Raw genomic sequence first — 22,320 nt, 5'->3', positions numbered from 1 at the left:
ATCTCCCGTTTTTCAGGCTTCCTGTGACGCCGCTTTAAGCGGTGATGGCGCCACGTAGTTCTGCGCCGCGCGCTCGATGGCCTCGCGCCCCGCGCCCAGCAGGCGCGGTTCGCGCAGGCGCACTTTATATCCGCGCCCCCGCACCGGCAGGCTGGCCAGCACCATGTTCCAGAGAACCGCGGAGCGCACCGCGGCCGGCGGCGATCGCTTCCAGCTGTATTCGCACTCCAGGTCAAACTCACAGACGGCGGCCAGCGCCGGGTCGGTCAGCACCAGGCGCTGAGTATCCTGAGGGCCCGGTGCCGCATCGAGCACGCGCAGGATGTGCTGTACACGATCGGCACGTACGTAGCTGCGGCGCTCGCGAAACGGCATGGTAGCCAGCAGCTGCTGCTCCGAGGGCGGGCTCACCTCAACGAACCGGTTTATCCTCACCGCATCCTGCGCAAACTTGTCAGCATCTTTGATGTAAAGCGAGCTGCCGCGGATGACCTTCCCACTGAACAGCGTGACGTTCTCCCCCTCCTGCAGCGCCTGAACTTCATCAACATCGACCTTTTTCTTCTCGCTCACCTGCAGGCGGTTATCATCGTTCCAGCCGCCAAGGATGCCGGCCTGCTGCACCATGCTGCCCATGTGCGCGCGATACTCTGTGCCGGCCATCAGCTGCAGGATTTCCAGCGTATCTTTCGGATCCATGATTTTGCCGGTGATGCGTACGCCCATGTTGGCAATCAGCGTCCAGACCGCGTCGCCCGCCGCCGTCTTCAGGCGCTGGACCTCCTGACCGGCCAGCAGCAGGCAGTAGCCCAGCGAGCGGATCTGCGTGGCCAGTTCGCCGAGTTTTTCGCTGTAGCCGGCGCCAACCTCATCGATAATCCAGAGCAGCGGAAAGCGGTCTTTGAATTTCCGCACCTTCATGTTGTCCTTCGCCCGGCCTTCCAGCTTCTCGCCGAGATCCTGGCTTAAAATCATGGCCAGCTGAGACTGGTAAAGGCGGCCGAGCGTGGAGCTTTCACTGGAGGAGAGCTCCAGCGCCGGCACCAGCACAATCAGGATGCGGTCGTTGTGCACCACGTCGCGCAGATCGACGTCGCCGGCGTCGCGTGCGAACACGTGGCCGTAGGTGTCGTTAAACAGGCTCAGCATGCGGGTGAACTGCTGCATCAGGTAGCCGTGCTGGCGGTTCGCCTCCGGGTCCCACTCCGACGGCGTGGCCACCTTGTCGATGTCGAAGCCGGAGAGCGTGTCGAGATAGTTCTGCAGCACGTGGCGGATTTCCTCATGCCACTGCTCCTCCACCGCCTGAATGTACAGGCCGGCGATTTTGCGCAGCGGCAGGTGCTGCTGAATCGTGCGCTGTGACAGCGTCGTGCCCTCCCGGCGGCACTTGTAGACCAGCGCAAAAATCAGCGCCTGGTTCATCGCCTTGGCCTTTTCCTGCCACTCACCGCCGCTGCTGCCGGTTTTGGGCAGCATGGAGTCCATCAGGTTGACGATGTAGGTCTCCTGCGCCAGCCCGAACACGGAGGTGGTGTTGGTCTCCGGCCGGCCTTTGACGTTGTCCAGCAGCTGCTGCGCGCGTGAGGTCCCGCCGGTGATAAAGTTCATCACGCGCAGGTCGTCCTCGCGGCCAAAGCGGCGCGCCATGGACATCATTGCGATCGCCACGTCGTTCTGCGCCTTATGGTCAGAGAAGATAACTCCCTTACCCCAGCACAGTGCGTTGAACACCCAGCCCAGCAGCGTCTCGGTTTTACCGGCGCCGGTGGTGCCGAACATCAGCACGTGCCGTGTCAGGTCGTCCATCGACAGCCACAGCTCCCGCCCCGCGTCCTTGCCGCGCAGGTAGCCGGCGTACAGGATGCCTGCCGCGCGGCCGGTGTGAATGCGGATGCTGGCCACCGGCAGAAAGCCCAGCACCTTCGCCGGCACCTGCCGTTCGGTGGAGGGGTCGTCGCGGTTCATGTCCGTCGGCATGCGCATCGGCATTTTCCAGCGGCCGGCCGGCGCCACGATCATCGACCAGAACAGCAGCACCGGCAGGCTCAGCAGCAGCGTAGCCGGCCAGATAATACCGGCGACCACCGCCGCCGGCATGGCCCAGAACAGCGTGCCGCCTTCGCTCAACATATCTGTCAGCCAGGAGCGGCCGACGTGCCGGTTCACGCGCGCGTTATCCAGCGTGGAGTTATTGTCCGACATGGTCCCCTCCGTTCAGAAATGCCGCCAGCGCCGCCGGCGAGCTCAGCACGCTCTGCGGCACGTAGCGTCCGTCGTCTGAAATCGTCCACGGCGTGCCCGGCAGGCGATAGGCCCGGAAGGCCACCTCGTTGACGCCAATCGCTCCGCGGGCCGTTTCGGCCTTCGTCTCGTCCGTCACCGCCGGCGCGGTATGCGCGGCACCCGGCACGCCGATGCCAGCATCGGCCGCAAACAGCTGCTTCCAGGCGGCGGCACGTTCGGCCTCCGGCAGTGCCATCACCGGCGTCAGCGCGTTCAGCGACGCCTCACGGCCCTCAATGGTCACGGGGAAAATCACCACGTTGACGGCACCGGCGGCGGTTTCAAAATGGCGCTCCATGCGCTGACAGTTCGGGCACGCCGGGTCGGCAAACACGTAAATCGTGCGCGCGTGACCGCTTGAGAGAGGCACGGTAAACAGCCCCCGTGCCGCGGCTTTTTTAAGATTGCCCGGCAGCTCCGCGCGCACGTTCTGTGGCAGGCTCCAGCCGTTGTCGTTCGTGGCCACGGGAGGCTGCGGTGCCGGGCGTTCGCTGCGCAGGCCATTGTCATAGGACGGCATTACCGGCGGTGCGACGGGCGCCGCCGCAGCAGGTGGCGGCAGAACGGGGCGCGACGCATCCACTGTGGTGAGCAGACGGCCTTCAGGAGCCGGTATCAGGCCGGAAAGGGCAACGGGCTTAATAAGCAAAAGTCCTGCCACAATCAGGGCTGTCGCGACATAACCGTACTTCCGGTGCCGCTGGCTGCGCAGGCGCTTACTCTCTACAGTGGTCAGCAGGCCGGTAATGCAGTGCAGCAGCAGCGCGGCGTCATCGCCGCGATAGAGCGGCGTCAGGGCATCCCGGGCGTTCTGCGCGTACAGGCCCTCACCGTGCATCACAAACCACGGCATCTCTGCCAGCGGTAGGATGAACAGCGGTTCTGATACCGCACGGGTATGGAAATGTGCGCCGTTCATCCCGCTTCCCTCTTCCGGCGTATGGCGGCGGGCGCTCAGCAGGCCGCCATGGATTTCGGTGGTGAACGGGCCTTCTCTGCGTGTCATGCTCATCATCAGTTCCTTATCAGCGCACGCCGGCGCCGTCGGTGAATTCGTTTTCGCCCGCGTCGGGCAGATACAGTGCGTCCGGGAACGGCACCTCGCGCTGTGGTTTTGCACGCTGAGTCCGGGCATCGCGCGGGTAAACGAGGCCCAGCGATTCAAGCTCGTACTGGAGCCCGGCAATCGCCTCGTCCGTCATCAGCGGTGGGCGGGGCAGGCTCAGCTTCACGGCCATCTGCTCCGCTCGCGCCTGCGCCACGATGCCTGCGCCCTCGACAAACACTTTGGCGGTGTCGGCGCTGTGCAGGCCGTACCACAGCGTGCGGTCGCAGCCCTTCAGCCAGCGAAAGCGAGCCGGCGGCAGCCTGAGGTCGCGGCCGTAAAGTCCCGCCAGCGCGGAGCGCACCGTGCCGTGCCGCTTCAGCCACTCGCTGACGCCCGGACAGGCGAGCACCCGGGCGACCTGCGCCTCGGAGACCTTCCAGTCGGGGACGCTGCGGAACTCCGGCGCCCGGAACAGCCGGCGGGTCATGCAGGACCGGTTCAGGTCGTCCAGCAGGGTGGTCGCGGCCGTCCGGTCATCCGCAAACACCTGCAGCCCGAATACGGCCAGCAGCGCGCGCTCGTGCGGCTGCCACTGGTCCGGTGACGTGATGGCCGGGCCGCTCTGCGCGTCAAACACCGCGCGGGCGGCGTCGCGATCCAGCACCCGGCGATTAATCAGGCCGTGCTGCTCCGCAAACTCTTCGGGCTTCAGCGCCCAGGCGTTTTCTGCAGTTTTGTCGTTCATCAGCCCGTCGCCGCGATGCCCGGCCAGCACCGGAATAACGGAAGGCGCAAAGGTGGCCATCACGCGGGGCAGTGAGTGAATGTCGATCGCGCGACGGCTGCGAAAGCCCAGAGCCGGATGACGCGCCAGCGCCCAGCCGGTCACGGCTATCAGCGGCACCATCGGCACGAACAGGATGCCGGCCGTGGCGTTAAGCACGCCCTGCCATTCGCTGAGGCTGACCGCTTCGGCGCCGTTGCCGGTGGCAGCCAGCAGGTTGATGCGTTCGGCGGCGTAGCGATGGATGGCCGGAAAGTCCGCCATGCGCCACAGCCAGTAAAGAAACCAGCAGCTCCAGCGCACGAAGTCGGCAAAGTAGAGCCAGCACAGCAGCGCCGTGAGGCCAAGAGTGATCAGCACCATGGCCGGCTCATTGTTGCCGGCGGCGTTCGGATGTTGGGAGTACATGTGAGAGTGTCCGGAAGCGGAGACGGGATGCCCGTCAGACTGCAGATAAGAAAACACCGGCGCGTGGCCGGTGTCAGAGGAAAAGCGTCAGGATGTCAGTGTATCAGGCCAGGTTGGCGGCCTGCGGAACCACCACGTTGTGCTCGTATTCCACAAAGCGGCTCTGGATACCAACGTGTAACGGCCAGGGTTCTTGAGGAAATGACTCAGAATAGCCATTACCATCCATTGCGCCAAGAATATCAAATAGTTCTTTAGCGATGTGAGGAGGAGCATTAATACTTAACACTGGTAAATCAATATTTCGCGTATACAGCCGCAATGTGCTGCCTTCTAACTCACGATTAGTCCAGTCACGCATAGTTAGGCCAATAACATCAACCAACCCTTTTTTGACTATGTGAATGTATAAAATATTTCCGCTTTTAGTATCTATTCCAAGGTATTTACCATGAGCTGCATTAAGAATTTCTTTTTTAGGCATGAATCGCTCAACTGAACTAAGCAAAGTGACCATTTTTTTTATTTTCTTCCGACGAGAATTAAGACTCAGTCGGCGATAAGTGAGAGGGACTAAAATAGTGGCCCACAACAAGCCTAACAAGAAATAATCTGTCGCATATAACGTATATCTGTACGAGCTACCGAGTCCAACAACAAGAGTTATTGCTGCAAATATCAAGGCACATGGTAGAGCAATGTAATAGTAAGCTGAACGAGTTAAAGTCCAAACTAAACCAAATGAGTTATCATGACGCTGTACATTTTTCATGGCATCCTCCTGCCTATTTTCCTCTGTTTAAATTATACGCACCACTGTAGATAAAGCCAGGTATAATTACTTCACACCATCTTCTTTTGATGGGCCCTGTCGATTAGGCATATTTTTTAACCCCGGAGCCCTGCGAGAACCGCCACCTGCTGCTGCAAACATACCTTTGACGTCATCCACCATTCCGCCCATGATGCCAGCCATACCTGCACCACCCAGGAACGTGATCACATAGTCAGCCAGCGTGGCCTGCAGCCCGAATACGCGCGTGACGCCGAATGTCGCAATGCGGGCATAAATCATTAGCCACCCAACCAATTTAACTAACCCCATTAAAGAATCGGCGTTAGCGTTAGCAACAGCGGTACCAAACATTATGTTTAGAAGCGTACCTCCAGCCATAACTGCTACTGATGCAAAAAAGAACCCCAGAACCATCAGGGAGGGGCGCAGCATCATATCAATCAGGAAAATATAACCGTACGCGCTGCGGCTGCCCTTATCTTCTTCAGCTCCTAGGTGTGTTGCAGACCACATCGGGCCCGCTGCACATCCCACCATGACGCTGACAATCCAGTTAAATACCCCGACCATCCAGTACAGGAAAGGTACAGCGGGAAGGAATACGGCCAGTGAAAAACCTACCGCGAATAACAGCAACATCACGAAATAAAACGGAGGAGATAATAAGCCCAATATATCTTTTATCGTTCCTGCTGGGTTTTGTGTTAACTCACCAAACTTCCCAACTAGTGAATGATCAACAGCAGCAGCTGCGCCGTAAGCTGTGACATATGCAGTAAGCGCCAACTCTGTAGAGCCTAATGTGTAGTCACCAACAGTTTGCATTTTAATTAATGGATTAACCTGATTTGAGAAATTAGCTTCCGTTCCTGTCATGCCCGTTGCAAAAACAGTCGTAAGTCTCTGAATGGGACTTTTCAGTAATCCTACAAAAACTGCATCTGGGTCGGTTGAGTTCGAAGCCGCCCCGTCATCCTTGGCCGTCTGTGATCCCAGCGGCGCGGTGTAAATGCTGTTCTGTACCTGCGACCGGTAGGCCGTAAATACCTGGTGATACAGATCGCCGGTGCCCGTTTCGCCGTGAAGACTTGCGCCTGACGTCACCGGGGCCGCGTTGGCCACCTCGTTCGTTTTGCTGTTGGCCGTCGCAAATGTGTTGTACCAGGCGCCCAGCGAAATCCAGCCGTAGGTTTTAAGCTGCGAGGTCAGCTGGCTCTGCAGCGAGTCCTGATAATTGAGCTGGTTAAGCGCGTTGTTGACCGTGGTTTCATAGGCCGCCGCCGCGTTCTGAATCGTGGTCTCCGGGTCGCTCAGCGTGCCGGTGTCCTGGTCCCGCTTGCTCAGGTACGCGTCGACATAGGCCTGCGCCGCGGCATCGAGCGTGGACTGCATCGTATCCAGCGCCCCACGCTGCGCCGTGGTCACGCTCGCCGTGTTCACCGCCGAGCCGAACAGGCTGTCGAGCACGCCCGATGACGGCTCCGGGATGCGGGCGCTGCCGCACAGCGCGCTGCCGTTGCCGGTGGTGTAGTCGCCGTTACCGCCCTTCGTCTCCATCAGCGCCGTGCGCGCCTGGCCGTCCTGGTACAGCGAGGACAGCTCGCGGTTGGTGGCGTACTTGCACAGGTTCATTTCAAACACCGCGCGCGCCGCCGATCGCGTGGAGGGCGCCGTGGGCTGCACGACCAGCGACATGCCGCTGCTTATCATGTCGGCGGCCTTGTCGGTGAGCAGGTTGGCGCTGCCGATGCCCATGGTGGAGGCCGCCCACAGCATCACCAGCTGCGACAGCGACCAGCCGGATGCGGTGGGGATAAGCGTAATAAAGCCGGCAAAGCTCATCACGGGGTGCAGCATCGAGCGTCCGGCGCTGAACACCTTACCGTCCTGCCCGCCCTTGAACAGCGTTTTCAGCGTCACGATAAGGAACCACACCAGCGCCACCGTGCACAGCACGCCGTTCAGCAGCGCGAACAGCGAGCCGATGAGCGTGGCCTGCCCGGGCTGGAACGGCGAAATCACCACGTCCCCGAATATCATCACCAGCGCCTGCCGGGAAAGGTCTCCGGTCTTGCTGGCGGCGTCGCTGATGGTCTGATAGTCCACGCCGTCGGCGAGCGCCGGGCAGGACGCGGCGCACAGCAGAGCCGCCGCCTGAATTTTTGTCAGTAGCTTCATGGATTACCTGCGGGTCAGGAGCTGACCGGATGGAATAAGTGAGGGCCGCAGCGCGGCGTTATTAAGGCGTTATCAGCGACCACACGGCAGCGAGGCCGCATCGCGCAGGATGAGTGCAAGGTGCGTTTTCAGCGCACGAACGGCAGCGGAAACCACGCTGAATGCAACGAGCATCGCGACGGCAACCAGCGCCAGCGCAAAGCAGGCGGCGAAGAGCAGAGAACCAGTCAGCACCATCCACTCCACCGGTGTCATGTTCCCCGACTCTGCGTGGTCCCGGAGGGTAATGATGTGTGGCCACAATGCGTAAATGAAGAATACGGCCATGCCCACCCGGGCGATGACGCTCAGTGTTTTGTTCAGCATGATAAGGGTCTCTGGTCAGGAGGTTAACGGCGAAAGAGTTAAGAAGAAGCAGAAGGCAGAGTAAGACCGGTTATGTCAGCGTTTACGACAAACGCTGAAAGCGGCACGGAGCTTCCTGATAATTTCTCTGGAAAGATCGCGGGATACCATGAACAGCAAGGTGCCCAGTAATCCGGTCATGAGCAGAAGAAGGTTAATAGCGTACCCGCAGCAGATAAGCAGCAAACTCGTAAAACTGGCTAACGTCAGAAGGGAAAGGTCCCCCTCAGAGGCGTTACTTCTGAGGACTGTGATTGCTGGCCAGGCCAGATATAAAAGGCATGCCAGTATGCACACCATAGCGACTAAGCGCGGTGATTTACGTAACTTCATCAGAATTCCTTAACTTACCGGCGATCACCGGCTGAGGGCTTGCCGTCCGGGAGGGACGGCGCCAGACGGGAATTACTTCACGTACTGCCAGACGTGTTTGGGGACGCGGTCAAACAGTTTGCCGGCGGCAAATTCCGCCTTGCGGTGGTCATAGGCCTGAGTCATCACAAATGCTTCCTTTGCATCTCCGGTGTAGCTCAGGTGTTCATAGACCTTTTCAAGCGTTTCAAGGGACTGGCAGCGGCGAAACTTCATAAGCCATTCGGTTCGGGTCATCTTGTTCTCATGAGTGAGACAGCAATGGGGGAGCGGCATAGTGCCGCAAAAGGGTTGTGCGCAATATCGGGAATAGGCTGAGTTTATTCACTTTTCCGGCCGGAGCTTGCGGTACTCGGTCACAAATTTCGTCACCGCCGCCGGCTCAAACAGCAGCTGGCCGCCCTCTCTCGCGGCCACGGGCAGCGCCACGCCGCGCAGGCGCTTTCCGCGACTCGCCGCCTGCCACAGCACCAGCGGGGCGATATCCGCCTCCCGGGCAACGGCATTGAGCGTCATCAGGGGGGCGCCGGACGCCTCCGGTCCCGCTTCCGGTTCCCGCGCGTGCCACTGCTCGGCGAACGACACGGCCTCAGCCTGATCGAACATCAGCGCCGCCCCGCGCACCTGCCGCCGGGCGGGCAGCGTCATGCCGTCCAGCACGCCGTCCGTTCGGGCGGCGTGAAGCACCTCGCCCGGCCTGACGTTCAGCAGGCCGGCAAACACATCCAGCCGGATATACATTTCGGTTCCTCCCGATACTTTCAAAACTGCAGCAGATGGCGCGTGCTCCAGACCACCGCCCCGATGGCCAGCGTCAGGCCGGCGGGCAACAGCACCATTCGCAGAAGAACGCGCCATACCAGCGATTCCGACATCAACAGGACGCGCTGAGCCTGAGCCTCATCGCATACCGGCTGTAGCAGCTCCACGGCGTAGTCCAGCGGGGTCAGAACCTGCTCTGACGCGCCAGCCACCCGCAGGCTGTGACGGGCTTTACGCAACTGGCTCAGGGCATCAAGGCAGTGCTGTCCGGCCGTCAGGTCACGCGCCCGGCTGGCCTGCCGCGCGCGGTGCAGCAGGTGTAAAATGGTCTCACCCCGTTCACCCAGCTGTGCATCGTCCAGCAGGGTGATCAGGCGGATCAGGATTTCTTCACGCTGTTTGTTTCGCATGCGCCCTCTCCCTCATAATAGACCCCCGCTCAGCACCTGACGGCACCAGCGCGTCTCCTGCAGGTACGCCTGAAAACTCCCCGCTTCTGACGCCGATACACGCTTCTCGGTCAGCTGCCACAGGCGATAGCTCGCCTTCAGGGCCTGCACGAAGCCGGTGGCGGCGAGCAGCAGCAGGACCAGCACCACGCAGCCCACGCGCAGCCAGCCGGTGCCGCTCACGCTGCTGCCGGCGGCCGTCAGCATCAGCAGAAAGCCGGCGGCGGGCAGGCCGGTGAGCCACATCAGCCCCCACCAGATCCAGCGGCTGACGCGGAAGTTACGGGCAAGGCGCGCGGGCGTCATCCCGCTGTCCGCCACGGCCTGCGACCAGTCCGCGGGGCGGTAGTCGCCGGCGCCGCGCCCGGCCGTCACGTCTCGGATGCGCTGCCAGAGGCGCGAGACGTTGCGCCCGGCGTGGCGCGTCACGCTCGACACCTCCCACGCCGGCAGCACCACGTTCAGCGCTATCCAGCCCACGCGCTTCGGCGTCAGAAAAGACTTTTTCGCGCCGGTCTCCGGGGTGCGGTTATCGGACTGCGTCATGGTGCGTCTCCTTCGGGGATAATTACGGGTTCAGCCAGTGAAAACGTGACGTGGTGCAGCGCGCCGAACGCGCGCAGCGCATTGAGCAGGAACGCGTACACGCCGGTGAGTTCGGCGCTTTCCATGCAGCGGATGTCGGGCGTCAGGAAAATGATCTGCCCGGGACGCTGACGTAAGCGGCGCAGGTCTAAGCCGGCGCCGCCCGTGAAGCTCTCCGCCACGTGCGGATGGTGAAAGATGGCCATACGATCGCGGATAGCCCGCACCGATTCGCCCGCACCGTCCTGCGTCAGCAGCGCGCGTGCCGTCTGCAGCGCCGGGTGCTTCTGATACAGGCGGCTCCAGCGCGCAATGGCCGTCCAGAGGTCGTCCGCCCACAGCTGCCCGGCCAGCCCGCCGAGCCCGGCGCTGCGTCCGGTGAAGTGACCGGTGTCGTCCGCAAAGGTCAGCACGCAGGCCATGAGCTCGCGGGTCAGGTCGCTGTGGCCATCAGCCGGAAACAGCGCGGTGGCCAGCGCACGGCAGCCGTCTTCGGCGGTTACCTGCCTGAGCGCCCCGAGCACGTCCCAGACGTCGCCTTCCTGCGTCTGTCCGGGCGCCAGGCGCCACGCCTGCCACGCGTTTTTCCAGCGCGGCGACTGCCAGAAGGCCTCCCATAGAGCGCCGCAGGGGTCCAGCACCAGCACCGGGCCCTCGCCCGCGTCCAGCAGAGATGAAAGCGCGCCGGCGTCCGGCGCGAAGGTACCGCTCGTTATCATTGTTGTCTCCGTAGGAATTTACTGTGCGCTCACGCCGGCGCTCAGCTGGGCAGAGAGCGCCTGCAGCTGCGGGGCGTATTCATTTTTGGCCGCCAGCGCCAGCTGCTGGCCGCTGATGATGTTGGCCTGACGCAGCTCGTTCTTGATGCCGAGCGCCAGCCAGTTGGCCAGACTCTGCTGCCGCGCCATTTCACGCGCCAGGTTATCGCCGTCCATCGCCTGCAGGTCGGTGACCCACGCGGTGTTGGCGTAGCGGCGCCCGACCTCGAACGCCTCAAACTCGCGCTCGCTCATGGTGCCGGTCTGCTTTGCCTGCGCGGACGCGGTCTGCTGAAAGTAGCTTTCGGCCGACGGCGCCTGACGGGCCTCGGTCAGGGCCGCCTGCGTGGCGTCCTGCGGCTGGCTCGCCGCCACCATGTCCAGCTGGGGCTGCATTGCCGCGCTCTGCATCGCCTTGTACTGCGTGAGCAGGCCCTGATACTCCTGCCCGGTGGCGGTCTGAATTTCGCCCTTGCCCGGCGTGCGCCCGGCGTCGAGCTTCGCCGAGTTGTTCACGTAGGCCATGGCCGCATCCGTCTGGGCCTGGGTGAAGGTCAGCTCCGGGTCTTTACCCGCCGGCCCCGCCCCGTCGTACAGCGATCGCGCCTCGGTGTCGCCGCCCGGAAGCTGAGAAACGGACGGGCACATGCCGGTGCCGCCGTACAGCTTCGCCTCTTCCGCCGTGCAGTAGGCCGCGTGGATGAACGCGCTGCGGTAGCCGCCCTGACGGGGTGACACAGGGAGGCTGGCCAGCGTCTCGCGCACGGCCGCGCTCGACACGCCGCTGCCGCCGGCAAGCTTCGACGCCGATGCCCGGGTCGCCTGGCTCACCTGCGAGGCCGTGCCGGAGGCCGACTCGCTGCAGATGCTGTCCGGCACGGTATAGGCCGCGCGGGCCTTTTCCAGCCGGTCGGCCTGACGGTTGAAATTCTCCGCTTCGCGCTGGGTGCGCGCGGCTTCCGTGATGGCTGTGGTGGTGCGATCCGAGGACTGCACCACCGCCGTGCCGGTCTCCTGCTCTGCGGAAAGGATTTCCGCGAGCGTCGCCTGCATGGTCTGCAGGGCCGGCATCACCTGTGTCGTAATCGGCACGCTGGTCATTTCCTCGGTCGGATAGGCAAATGCACCGGGGGAAAGCGCCGCCAGCACGCAGGCAGCAAGCCATCGGCGCCCCGAGGGGCGCCAGTGTGGGGAAGGTTGCATATCAGCACTCCTGAAGGGTCAGAGGTCGTAGCCCTGTTTATCGATAAGCTCGGTGGCAAGCTGGCGGATGACGCTGTCGCCGCGCTCCTCACCGGCGGTGCGCCGGCGGTGCTCGATGACTTTTTCGGCAGAGCCGTTCGGGAAGAAGCGGCCGAGAATGCGGCGGGTGGTCGCGGCGCCGACGTCTTTCTCCAGCGTGCGGCGCAGCGACATGTCCACTGGCGTGGTGCTGTGGCCCCACAGCTCCTCCGGACCGACCGTGTTCTTCATGATGTGGGCAATGGTGCTGCCCCCTTTGATACGGAAAATGCCGAGGAACGGCACGCCGCTGCCGTCCGCCGACGGCCCGCTGCCCATGCGCTCAAAGCGGTCCAGCGTGACGTCCGGTACCTTAAATCGCTCCTGAAGAAGCCGGCGGTCTTCCGGATCCACGCCGACCATATAGACGGAGTTGGCCGACTGGCGCAGCGCCTCGGGCATGTCACGGAAATACTGCGAGGCCAGCACGGTGCGCACGCCGAACTTACGCTGCTCGCGGTCGGCGGTCTCCAGCATCGGGAAGATAAAGGGGACGCCCTTCGCGTTGTGCAGCTCGTCGTACTGTTTGGTTTTGACCTCCTCGTCCAGCTGCTGCACGCGGGCGCGATGCAGGGCGTGCCAGCGTTCGTGCAGCGCGGGAAAGAGCTCGTCCTGATACTGCGGCAGCACGAAGTCACCGCCCGCGATGTGCCCGGCGAACAGATACATCATCCCGGTCTGCAGGTAGCCTGCCTTGGACTTGTCCCCGGCCACGTACTGTATGTCGACCGTAATCACGCGCGCCTTGGGGCTGATCATAAAGCGCGTGCGCCCGGCAAACATGCGGTACTGGCCGCAGGCGTCGCTCAGGCAGCGGGCGATATAGCTAATCAGGGCCTCACTGCTGCCGTCGCGCTCGATGGTGCCATACATGCTCTTGTAATCCTCGCTGAGCAGGCGCGGCGACATGTCGGCAAGTTCCGGCACGGCCTGAAACTGCGCCCGCTGCGCAGCCTCGGTCTGGCCGGCGTCCTGCAGCAGGTCGCACACCTCATACCAGGTGGCGTTGTCGCGGTATTCCGGATGCGCCTCCCAGATGGCGGCCTCCTCCAGCGCAGCGTCGACCGGCGGCACCAGCCCGGGCTCATAGCGGCGCGGTTCCTCGCGTGCAGCCTTAAACGAATCGCTGACAAGCCGGCGCAGAATCGCGGGGGTATCGCGCCCGTTAGGCGGTTCGCCGGTCCCGGGGTCGATACACAGGGCTGCCAGTGCGTTTTCCATAAACTCAGCTTCGTAGCTGAGCGGTTTTCTGAGCCCCAGCTGGATATCGAACAGGTTGCGGCAGTATTTAACGTCGTTGCGCAGGATGATGCTCAGCACCTCGTCCTGACGCTCGGGCGGCAGGCCCGCCCGCAGTATCGATGTCATGCCCGTTGCGCTGAAGCCTTTCTCAATCCCCGCAAAGAAGGGCAGCTGCCGCTGGGCGGACATGGCCAGAATGATGGGCTGACGGTTGATAAACACCGACTTACCGCCGCCGGACTCGCCGGCGACGATGGAGGTTTTCTTGGTCTGGTTGGAGGCCGCCAGCGCCACCGGCATCAGCTTGCCGTCCGGCCCCACAAACAGAGCATCGCCCTCCTCGTTCCACGCCGTCGTGGGCCGCGAGAGCGGCAGCAGGTTCAGCGCCTCGGACAACGGCGGATACATCAGGCACGGCCCGCTTGCCGCCGAGGACCCGGTGAGCGTGGCCACCCACGCCTTCACCGGGTCGCCGAAGGTCTGGGTGACGCCGCAGATGCCCCAGGAGGTCAGCGCCTGCTGCAGCAGCGTCAGGTTGCGCGTCACCGTCGCGGGCGAGTCTCCCCAGGTGGCCGCGGTGATGGTCATCACGCACACCGGCTCGTGCATCTCGCGCGCGGCCAGCATCGAAATCGACTGAAAGATGGGTCTCAGACCGGGCACCCATTCGCTGAAGCTCAGCACGCCGTGCTTGCCGCTGAGGCGGCGCATGCCGCCGGGCATCAGGTCCTGACGGATGCGGAACGGCACGCTGCGGGGAATCAGCTCGCGCAGCTTCGCAAAGCTCTGCGGGTTCTGCGGGCCGAGGTTCACGGCGATCGTGCCGTGCCACACGCCGCTGATTTTCAGCAGGTTGTTCTGGATTTCCTGGACGTTCGTCCCCATGACCTGAAAGTTCAGCCAGGGCGCCAGAAACGGCGTGGTATCGTCGCCCTGCCGTACGCCACGGGCCACGATGCGATCGTCCGGCAGCAGCGGCTGCCAGTGCTCGCCGGTGCCCGGGTCGACCTGCCTGCGCAGCACGCGGCCCGCCTCGTGGACGTCCATGCGGCGCATCAGCACGCCCTTGCCGCTGTCGCCGAGCGCGCGCTCCACCTGAGAAAGAAAGGCGTCATGGCGGATTTTCAGGCCGGGCAGCTCGGTCAGCAGCGGGTTCTGGCCAAACACGGCCGTCGGGCTGCCCTTGACCAGCTCGCTGATACGCGCGTTTTCATCGCGCAGTTCGTGCCCGGCGAGCACCCCGCGGCCGGTGTAGCACACAAGCCAGGTGCGCTCGGCGTTAACCCAGGGCGACAGCTTCGTCACCTGCTCGTTCAGCAGATAATCCAGCTCCAGGCCCGTGCGCTTCAGCGACTGATACTGCGGTTTGAGCAGCCGTCTGATTTCGGCCTCTCCCCCGTCCGGATCGCACTCGTGCACGGTACTGAGTTTGTGACCGGCAAAGCGGTAATGCGCGGTCAGCGACTCGGTCATGCGGTCAAGCCGGCCCTGCCAGGCGTCGTCGTGAGTAGCCGGCAGATCTTCGTCAGGCTCGCGGTAGCTGCCGGCCACTTCATACACCGTCACAAAGTCCCCGTTCTGGGTGACACCGATATAGGGGGCCTTCAGCTCCGGATGGCGGATGCGATCGTCTTCGCTGAGGCGCACCACGGTGTGCAGGTCGCAGTAGTCGGGCAGGTCGCGCGACACGGCAAAGCGCGTCGCGGCGGTAATAATCTCTTCAGTCCAGCGGATGAGGCGGTTTGGCATACAGGTCGCTCCGGGTATAGGTATTCCAGGCCGGGGTGTGCACGGCGCTTGCGGCGGTGCGTCCCAGCGGCAGCAGCAGGGTCAGGTCACTGAATACGTCATGGGGCAGGATGAGCACGCAGCCTTCCAGCCGCTGCTGCAGCCCCGCGCGCTTCGCCGGCGGTAGCTGGCGAAAGGCCGCCGCAAACTCGCTGGCGCGTGAGGTGCCCCACATGCCCTCCACCTCGCGCGCGTGGCGGGCCAGCCAGTTCCAGATGCGGCGAGACGTTTTGCGCACGGCTTTGCTGTCGCTGCGCAGCCCGATAAGGGCCCGGCGCTGCAGGTTGATGATGTCCGCCGCCGGCGCGTCCGGCAGCCAGGCGAAATGCCCGTGCGCGGCGGTGGGGCTGTCGAGATTCACGGTCAGCCAGCACAGCGTGCAGAGCGGCTGTGCATCCGGCCCCTGCCACAGGCGCTGCGCGCGCGTGCCGCAGCAGCGGCAGGGCGGCCCGGGTTCGACAGAAACGGGCCTCGGGGGCACGTCTTCACCGCTCACGTCCGGCACGAGCGGCAGCAGCCCGCCCGTCTGAGCAGGTGATGAATAAGCAGACATAGCGGGTCCTTACAGGCAGGGCCTGATGGAGATTAAAAAGCTGAAGTGATGGAAAAATCAGAGAGGTTTGTAGCGGTGATGCAGCGTCAGTCTGATGGCGGTCAGAAGAAAACTTCCTGTGATATTACGGTGCGCCCTGAGCGCCTGACGGCACGGCGGCCGGCTGAGTGGATGACAGACATCGGTGCCCGGCAGTCGCGCCAGATAGCGTCCCAGCGGCGAAGCCGTCCTGATACCGGGCGGATCGTCGTCATTATAAAGCGCGAAAAGCCTGTCGAGCGGCATCCACTCCACGACCTGGTCAGCAGTCAGCTGCTGGCCGGGATAGCGTCGTTCGAGCGCTTCAATCGCCCCGATGACGCATCGCCTGCTCAGCCCGGCCTCTGCCGCGTAGCCTCGCCTGAGCAGGAAGCAGAGACCACGCCATAAACTGTCCGGCAGCGCATCATAGTCTTCCGTAATGATGATGCTACGATGCCGAAGAAATCGTTTCATTTCACCCATTCTCCACTTTCGTATTTACTGGATGGCACTTTCACGTAGCCGTACCTCTCCAGCATGGAAATCATGCTTTCTGAGCGCAGATAACTACGTACGAAAAACATTGTTGCAGGGTGATAAAGCTCGCGGGCTTTGTTCTCCGCCAGGCTAAGTAACTGCGATCCCAGCCCCCTGCCTCGGCTGGTCCTGTTAATACCCATCAGCCATATTTCGGTGATCTCTTCATCCCGGTAAATCAATGAGAAAAAACCAACCCTGCCCCCGTTTTCTTCGTAAATAAAGAAAACGGCAGGCAACTTTTTCCCGTTGATATCTCTGAAAACTTGTTCGGTAATGGTTTTTTTTAACCCCCGCTTGAAGAAGAAGTTCTTTAACAGACGTGGGCGGGCATTGCTGAAGTGCCCCTTTCTGGCTTCGGCGATGACAAAGTTATAAATGAAATCAACATCCTGAATACCTGCCGCTCTTAACATGTTTCATGCCTCGTGCAATAAAGAGCATGAATTTTACGTCATCAGGTGCCTGAAGCAGGGATTTAATGTCGACGGTTACTCCCCAGACCGATCCGACTCCTCTATTGGAAGTGGCAGCCACTGTGGCCAGCCTGTTTTGGGCTGTACACCGCAGGCGGACGCATGACCCGCTACCTTGGCGACGGCGCCCTGGCTGAAGGCTTTACCGTCCAGCCAGCAGGTGCCGTTCTGCGCGCTCTGGTTCAGTGCAATGAGCATCTGTTGCATGCTGCTGTTGATGAGCTGCACGGAAGCGTTCACCTGGTCCAGCTTCTGGCTGACCATGACGTCAGTGACAGGTTGGGCAGCAAAGGCGGCGCCGGAAAGGCCGGCAGAAAGCGCCAGCGCGACCAGCGCTGTGCAAAAATTTTTTTTCATGAAAAGACTCCGGGAAGTTAAAAGAAGAGGAACATAGCCGCCCCGCTGCGGGGCGGCATCCGGACTTAACCCACGCTGACCGGCGTCATGCCCATCTGCGTCTGGCCGCGTTTGATCATCTCCGGTATGCCCAGCAGCAGCAGGCTGGTGACCAGCCCCAGTGCGACCATCCAGAGTTTGATCTGCGGGTTGTTCTTCATCCCCTTGGCCGCAAAAATGCTGCCGATAACGCCGCACACCCCAGCCAGTTGCACCATTCCCAGCACGCTGGTCGTGCCGGCCTTGGCGCCTTCGGCAACGCGGTTCGCCATATCAGCGAAGTCCCCGTCGGCCATGGCCATCGGGGAAATGAACGCAAGCCAGGCGGAGAGTACGCGCAGCGTCAGGCGGCGCAGAGCTTCAGACAGCATCAGGACGCGTGCGTAAGCCGCACAGTAAAGGCGAGTCATCATGGTTTTTTCCTTTAAAAATGAGTGTGGCCGGATGGCCGGTTAAATCGTCCGTGAGGACGGAATTTCCGCAGCCTGCGTCAGTGCAGGCCGAGTGTTTTCTGAATGGCGTCAAGCAGGTAGGGGTTACAGACAAACATCACGCCAATGATAAATTTTGCGGTGCCGGTGTTAACGTCGTTCCCGGCGGTCAGGCCGGTGTGGCCGTCTTTTTTCGACCTGCGCCAGAGCAGCACGCCGGAGAGCGCGAACCAGACGCCGATCATGCGCAGCAGGGTCAGCAGGGCGTTGGCCGCCACCGCCCCCTGACCGAACGTGCCCTGGTCAACGTAGCTGATGGCGTCAAACGAGACCTGCCAGCCTACCTGACGCGCGCCCGCGCCGATAATCTGGTCGAGTCCCGCCAGGCCGCAGCACAGCAGCACCCAGGCAATGACAGCGCCGCCGCTCGCTGCCTGCCCCGGCGCCTTGCGGGCAAGCCAGGACTGGCGGGCGAGAAAGCCGCTGGAGCCCACCACGCCAAAAAGAATGCCGAGCGTCAGCGCGAGGTTAATGCCCGCGCTCAGCAGCCCCGAGGCCAGGTTTGACAGCATGGTGATGCCGTCGAGCGATCCTCCCATGACGCCTCCCTAGCGCAGCACGCCGGCGCTGGTCGTCACGCTGCGGTCGTCCGTATTCACCTCACGCACCGTGACGCCGCCGAGGCTGTCACCCGCCTGCACCGCCCACGTTTTGCCCTGCCAGCTGACCCACGCCATGCCGTTCTGCAGGCTTTCGAGCCGCATCCCGGACAGCGCGGAGCGCGTGCGCTTCTGGCCAGCCGCGGCATGACCCTGTGAAGTGTCCGGCCTCACGGCCAGCACGGTAACCAGATTGCCCAGCCGGGTGGTTTCTTTTTCCACGCCTTCAAGGCGCTGCTGCAGCGTGGTCAGCGCCCTGCTCTGCGCGCGCACCGTGTCCGACAGGCGGGTGATTGCCTCACGGTTCGCCGCCTCAAACTCGCGGCCCTCGCGGATAAGCTTCACCACGTCATCCGGCACGCTGCCCCCGGCTGCGGGCTCGTTCAGGGCGCCGGCCGGTACGCTGAGCCCGCCGGTCTGCGGCGGGGCGGGCGCAGGAGCCGGCGTGACCGGGGCGGCTGCCGGGGCTGGCGCGGGCTGCACGCTGCCAAAGCCCGGGTCCTGCCCGAAGGCAAGCTGTCCGGCGTCCGGCGCGGAGGAGGACGGCACGAGCAGATACCAGCCGGCGGCAAGGATAACGATCGCCCCGCCGGCGAGCCACGGCAGCGACTGCCCGAGCCAGAGCTTGCGCGTCAGCAGGCTCTCTTTTTTCTGTACCGGCGGCGCGGACACCGGCGCGTTATCGGCCGCGCTCACCGCCGGCTGCGGATCGAATTCATTCACGTGGGGTTCCTCTCTGTTCGGCCGCGCGGATGCGCGTCTGTGTTTCCGCACGCAGGTCGGCGGCGGTCGGGGTCGGGTTGCTGCTCGGAGCCGCCGGCGACGGGGCCACCGGAGGAGATGGGGTGCTCCCCTGCCCGGATTCCGCGTCGGTGCTGTACACCCCGCTCATAAACTGAAGCGCCACCACATCACCGTTGTGGACATAGACGGTCCGGTCAGGCAGACGGGCGGCATCGCTGGTCAGCACCTGCCCAGCACGCTGCGCTATGCCGCCGGCAATGACGCCGCCGACCACCGTGGGATCCGGCAGGCCGGGACGCGCCGTGACGGTGTTAAAGCCGTTGCTCAGCAACTGCGTGTTGGACTGCGCGTAAAGCTGACCCGCTTCCCCGGCGCCGCCGAAAATGGAGGGCAGCACGATGCGGCGGAGGTAGTGATGATTGACGTCGCTGGCAATGTTGGCCACGAGGGTTTTGTCATCCAGCGCGTAGGCGTCCACCTTGTAGGCCTGTCCGTTCAGCGTCATGGTGGTGAAGTGAATGATGACGCCGTCGCCGGACAGCTTCGCCCCCTCAGGCGCCTTCAGCACCGCCCCCTGATACCTGCCGGTTCTGATGCAGGCCAGCACCGGCGTGGTGCCGTTGTCGGAATCCACGCCGGTGCAGATTTCGGCCGGCCCCCGCCAGTAGGGTTCCACCACCACCGACGCAGGCGGCGCGTTCCGGACGTTGTCGCGGTTGCGCGCAGCGGCAAGCTGCACGGCGCTGCCGGGCAGCGAGTCGCGCCAGTCCGTCCAGCCCCCGTCCTTGCCGCCCAGCAGCTGCGCCGTGGGCAGCTCACCCGCTTTGGGCTCCGCCTGCATCTTCACCAGCAGCGCGGCCAGCGACTTCTGACGCGCCTCCGTCAGGGCCTTTTCCTGCTCCGGCGTGCGCCCGCTGCCCTGTGGCCGGGGAAGAGGCTGTGTCACCGTCACCGGGGCCGCCTTTGGCGGTTCAGCCGCCGTCGTCACGTCCTGCTGCAGCGGAATGCTGGCGATAAAGCTCTGGTTCGAAGCCGCCGCCGTCTGCGCGCCGCGGGCGTTATTTTCCCGCAGCAGTTCGCGATACGCCGGCTGCTCCTGCGCGCGGGTCTGGGTGGTGCCCGTGACGCGGGTCAGGTCCACGCGGGAGACGGCGGGCGGCGGCGTTGCCAGCCAGCTCCACAGCGCGTAGCCGCCCCCCACCACTGCCACCATGCCGCCGGCAATCAGGCCCATCATCAGGCGGATGTTGCGCCCGCCGGTGTTCTGTTGATCGCTCATGATTACTCCAGGGCAATGCTGAGGGCTTCGGTGCGCCCGTCAACGGAAAAGGCCACGCGAGGCGTCAGCGGCAGCTTCCAGAGGTGCGTGCCGTCGGCGGAGGAGAGCGTGGTGTCGAACTCGTCGCGGATGTCCGCGCGCGAGCGGATATAAAGGTCGTCGCCCTGCTGCCACACCGCCGTGTCCGGCACGCTGCCGGTGGTTTTCAGGCGCTTTGCGCCCGACGGCGGTACGCCGTCCAGAAACGCCTGCAGCACGTCATCGTGCAGACCGATGCGCGAGGGGCCCGGCGCGTCGGGTGCCGCCCCCGGACCGCGGCGCGGAATGCGCAGGTCAAGGCGAGCGTCCACCGTCCAGGTCTTCTTCGCCGTGTCGGCCTCGCCGCTCATCACGCTTATCTGCAGCGGCACCGGCAGGCCTTCCAGCCCCACGGTCACCAGCGTGTTCACGAAGTCGCGCTTTGCCGTGATGACCATAAAGGACATGCCCGGTATCCACTTCACGTCGATGTCCGGTGAGCCACTCACCGGGTCCCCGAGGATTTTCCAGGGCGCGCCGGTGCTGTCGATAAAGCTCACCGTGGCGGGCCAGTTCACCGCGGTGCGCACCAGCGGCAGGCTCGCGCCCGGCTGCAGGCTCACGGTCTGCGCGGTGATGCGCGGCACCGCCGTGATGCCCGGCGTGGCCAGCGCCCGGTTCTGCTCGGTCTGCTGCGCGCGCAGCTGGCGGATTTCATCCGGCGTCAGCGGGGCGATGGTCGCCTGCGCCTGGTCGTACGACACCGACGTCGGCGGCGGCAGCGCCTGTCCGGGCAGCGGACCTGCTGCGGCAGGCGTACCCGCCGCCTGACCGGATGCGTTCTGACCGGTTGCAGCAGCACCGCTGGCGGACGCGGTGGAGCGCCACCCGCCGTCGGTTCCGGCCGCCGGGGCGGTCCCCGCTGACGTGGCGGCACCCGCGCTGCCGCACAGCGCCAGCCAGAGGGCCAGCGTGCGAAAGTTGCTCATAGGATTATCCTGCGTTGTTGGTGATGGTCTGGGTGACCTCAAGACCGCGCGGCTTGAGTCGAACGTCGGCCTGCTGAATGCGCAGCGTGAAGATGTAGCGCAGCGGCGGGCTGCTGCTGTTCTGTCCCTGCAGGCGCATCGTGACGGGATACTGGAACTCCCACGTGTAGCGCCCGCCAATCACGCCGCGTCGGGTGATAACGCCCGGCTCCACGGTGTTGGTGAGGTTCATACGCTTGTCCTTTACAAGCGACAGGATGTTGGAGCCGGTGGTCAGCGCCTGGTTGTAGCCGGTGAAGCCCTCTTCCGAGAAGTCCGGCGACGCCGCCGTCATCTGGTCGCGGTAGTGCACGAAGTCCAGCGTGAAGGCCTTGCTGATGGTGTCGGCACCGAACTGGCGCACGTCGCTCTCGCTCCACACCGGCTTGTCCGTCGGGTAGAACGGCGTGATGCGGCCGTTTTCGGTGGCCAGGTAGTGCGAAGGCATGTTGAGCAGCACATAAATCAGCACGCCGATCACAATTGACTGAATCCCGTTACCGATGAGGCTCCACACGGCGACGGTCAGGCAGCGGTGAGCAAACCGGGCGCCCAGCGTTCGCTCGTTCTGGGCGTTTACCGCGTGCTCGTAAATTTTCGGGTCGGTCAGGACCACGGCCGCCTCCTCAGGCGGCACAGCGGGTTGGGGGTTCTGCATACGATGTTCCTTACAGGCCGTAGGACTGCCACGGGTCGATACTGGTGGGCAGGTTGCTGTTAACTTTGTCCGTCAGCGCCCCGCAGACCTTCTCTGACGCCTGATTCATGATGTCCTGCAGGCTTGGCAGGTTGGGCAGGCTGATGGAGATATTGCGGATGCCGGACAGGCAGTTCTGCAGCTGATCGGACGTCTGGCTTTCACGTGCCGCCCACGCGTCGCTGGCCTTCTTCGCGGCGTTATAGCCCGCCTCGCTTCCGGTCTGCGCCGCGCTACCCGCGCGGCAGGTCGCGGCGCCGGCACCAAAGGTGGTGCAGCAGAAAAAGACCGCCACGAGGGCGGTCGCTGTTTTGTTTGTCATGTGAAGTCTCCGGATGA

Annotated in this window: 24 protein-coding genes; all 24 read right to left on the bottom strand. The window is 63.4% G+C overall.

Going from position 1 to position 22,320, the window contains the following annotated elements:
* Positions 1 to 12: 12 nt before the first annotated feature.
* Positions 13 to 2,205 (bottom strand): F-type conjugative transfer protein TrbC, encoded by a 2,193-nt coding sequence (gene trbC, locus QMZ65_RS23100; protein ID WP_283216804.1) that lies wholly within the window; start codon positions 2,203 to 2,205, stop codon positions 13 to 15.
* Positions 2,192 to 3,301: a thioredoxin fold domain-containing protein gene (locus QMZ65_RS23095; RefSeq protein ID WP_283216803.1), complete on the bottom strand. Its 1,110-nt coding sequence runs from the start codon at positions 3,299 to 3,301 to the stop codon at positions 2,192 to 2,194. Before QMZ65_RS23095 ends, trbC begins: the two co-directional genes overlap by 14 nt.
* Positions 3,302 to 3,311: 10 nt before the next feature.
* Complete coding sequence (locus QMZ65_RS23090; RefSeq protein WP_283216802.1) at positions 3,312 to 4,526, bottom strand: secretion/conjugation apparatus DotM-related subunit; 1,215 nt, start codon at positions 4,524 to 4,526, stop codon at positions 3,312 to 3,314.
* A 103-nt stretch (positions 4,527 to 4,629) separates the two neighbouring features.
* The gene (excA, locus tag QMZ65_RS23085; protein ID WP_283216801.1) at positions 4,630 to 5,298 is read right to left on the bottom strand and encodes a plasmid IncI1-type surface exclusion protein ExcA; all 669 of its coding nucleotides are present in this window, start codon (positions 5,296 to 5,298) and stop codon (positions 4,630 to 4,632) included.
* A gap of 66 nt (positions 5,299 to 5,364) precedes the next feature.
* Positions 5,365 to 7,500 carry a DotA/TraY family protein gene (locus QMZ65_RS23080; RefSeq protein ID WP_283216800.1) on the bottom strand — a complete coding sequence of 712 codons (2,136 nt, stop codon included), beginning with the start codon at positions 7,498 to 7,500 and terminating at the stop codon, positions 5,365 to 5,367.
* Between the two features lie 72 nt (positions 7,501 to 7,572).
* A complete protein-coding gene (locus QMZ65_RS23075) occupies positions 7,573 to 7,866 on the bottom strand; it encodes a hypothetical protein (protein WP_283216799.1) in 294 nt (97 codons plus the stop codon).
* Positions 7,867 to 8,310: 444 nt separating this feature from the next.
* Positions 8,311 to 8,514: an Hha/YmoA family nucleoid-associated regulatory protein gene (locus QMZ65_RS23070; protein ID WP_283216798.1), complete on the bottom strand. Its 204-nt coding sequence runs from the start codon at positions 8,512 to 8,514 to the stop codon at positions 8,311 to 8,313.
* Positions 8,515 to 8,601: 87 nt separating this feature from the next.
* Positions 8,602 to 9,018, bottom strand: coding sequence for a hypothetical protein (locus QMZ65_RS23065; protein WP_283216797.1), 417 nt, complete (start codon positions 9,016 to 9,018; stop codon positions 8,602 to 8,604).
* 20 nt (positions 9,019 to 9,038) lie between these two features.
* Entirely contained in the window at positions 9,039 to 9,449 is a 411-nt protein-coding gene (locus tag QMZ65_RS23060; RefSeq protein ID WP_283216796.1) for a hypothetical protein, read from the bottom strand.
* A 12-nt stretch (positions 9,450 to 9,461) separates the two neighbouring features.
* Positions 9,462 to 10,034: a conjugal transfer protein TraX gene (traX, locus tag QMZ65_RS23055; RefSeq protein WP_283216795.1), complete on the bottom strand. Its 573-nt coding sequence runs from the start codon at positions 10,032 to 10,034 to the stop codon at positions 9,462 to 9,464.
* Positions 10,031 to 10,792, bottom strand: coding sequence for a prepilin peptidase-dependent protein (locus tag QMZ65_RS23050; protein WP_283216794.1), 762 nt, complete (start codon positions 10,790 to 10,792; stop codon positions 10,031 to 10,033). The genes traX and QMZ65_RS23050 overlap by 4 nt, the downstream gene beginning before the upstream one ends.
* Positions 10,793 to 10,810: 18 nt before the next feature.
* A complete protein-coding gene (gene traW, locus QMZ65_RS23045) occupies positions 10,811 to 12,034 on the bottom strand; it encodes a conjugal transfer protein TraW (RefSeq protein ID WP_283216793.1) in 1,224 nt (407 codons plus the stop codon).
* Positions 12,035 to 12,052: 18 nt separating this feature from the next.
* Complete coding sequence (locus tag QMZ65_RS23040; protein WP_283216792.1) at positions 12,053 to 15,103, bottom strand: ATP-binding protein; 3,051 nt, start codon at positions 15,101 to 15,103, stop codon at positions 12,053 to 12,055.
* Entirely contained in the window at positions 15,075 to 15,695 is a 621-nt protein-coding gene (locus QMZ65_RS23035) for a conjugal transfer protein (RefSeq protein ID WP_283216791.1), read from the bottom strand. The genes QMZ65_RS23040 and QMZ65_RS23035 overlap by 29 nt, the downstream gene beginning before the upstream one ends.
* A 57-nt stretch (positions 15,696 to 15,752) precedes the next feature.
* Positions 15,753 to 16,190 (bottom strand): hypothetical protein, encoded by a 438-nt coding sequence (locus QMZ65_RS23030; RefSeq protein WP_283216790.1) that lies wholly within the window; start codon positions 16,188 to 16,190, stop codon positions 15,753 to 15,755.
* The gene (locus QMZ65_RS23025) at positions 16,187 to 16,669 is read right to left on the bottom strand and encodes a GNAT family N-acetyltransferase (RefSeq protein ID WP_283216789.1); all 483 of its coding nucleotides are present in this window, start codon (positions 16,667 to 16,669) and stop codon (positions 16,187 to 16,189) included. The genes QMZ65_RS23030 and QMZ65_RS23025 overlap by 4 nt, the downstream gene beginning before the upstream one ends.
* Before the next feature lie 75 nt (positions 16,670 to 16,744).
* Positions 16,745 to 17,086, bottom strand: coding sequence for a hypothetical protein (locus QMZ65_RS23020; protein WP_283216788.1), 342 nt, complete (start codon positions 17,084 to 17,086; stop codon positions 16,745 to 16,747).
* Positions 17,087 to 17,151: 65 nt separating this feature from the next.
* Positions 17,152 to 17,538, bottom strand: a complete 387-nt coding sequence (locus QMZ65_RS23015) for a DUF6750 family protein (RefSeq protein ID WP_283216787.1) — start codon at positions 17,536 to 17,538, stop codon at positions 17,152 to 17,154.
* A gap of 77 nt (positions 17,539 to 17,615) precedes the next feature.
* Positions 17,616 to 18,155, bottom strand: coding sequence for a conjugal transfer protein TraQ (gene traQ, locus QMZ65_RS23010; protein WP_283216786.1), 540 nt, complete (start codon positions 18,153 to 18,155; stop codon positions 17,616 to 17,618).
* A gap of 9 nt (positions 18,156 to 18,164) precedes the next feature.
* Positions 18,165 to 18,938, bottom strand: coding sequence for a conjugal transfer protein TraP (gene traP / locus QMZ65_RS23005; RefSeq protein WP_283216785.1), 774 nt, complete (start codon positions 18,936 to 18,938; stop codon positions 18,165 to 18,167).
* A complete protein-coding gene (gene traO / locus QMZ65_RS23000) occupies positions 18,931 to 20,238 on the bottom strand; it encodes a conjugal transfer protein TraO (RefSeq protein ID WP_283216784.1) in 1,308 nt (435 codons plus the stop codon). Before traO ends, traP begins: the two co-directional genes overlap by 8 nt.
* A 2-nt stretch (positions 20,239 to 20,240) precedes the next feature.
* On the bottom strand, positions 20,241 to 21,245 hold the full coding sequence (locus QMZ65_RS22995; RefSeq protein WP_283216783.1) for a DotH/IcmK family type IV secretion protein: 1,005 nt from the start codon (positions 21,243 to 21,245) through the stop codon (positions 20,241 to 20,243).
* A gap of 4 nt (positions 21,246 to 21,249) precedes the next feature.
* Positions 21,250 to 21,942, bottom strand: a complete 693-nt coding sequence (locus tag QMZ65_RS22990; RefSeq protein ID WP_283216782.1) for a DotI/IcmL/TraM family protein — start codon at positions 21,940 to 21,942, stop codon at positions 21,250 to 21,252.
* A gap of 10 nt (positions 21,943 to 21,952) precedes the next feature.
* On the bottom strand, positions 21,953 to 22,303 hold the full coding sequence (locus tag QMZ65_RS22985; RefSeq protein WP_283216781.1) for a conjugal transfer protein: 351 nt from the start codon (positions 22,301 to 22,303) through the stop codon (positions 21,953 to 21,955).
* Between the last annotated feature and the right edge of the window lie 17 nt (positions 22,304 to 22,320).

Origin of the sequence: Pantoea sp. EABMAA-21 (assembly GCF_030053335.1) — a bacterium.
Taxonomy (GTDB): domain Bacteria; phylum Pseudomonadota; class Gammaproteobacteria; order Enterobacterales; family Enterobacteriaceae; genus Pantoea; species Pantoea communis.
The sequence above is the reverse complement of the archived record's forward strand: the minus strand, read 5'-3'. Positions and strand labels throughout refer to the sequence as shown.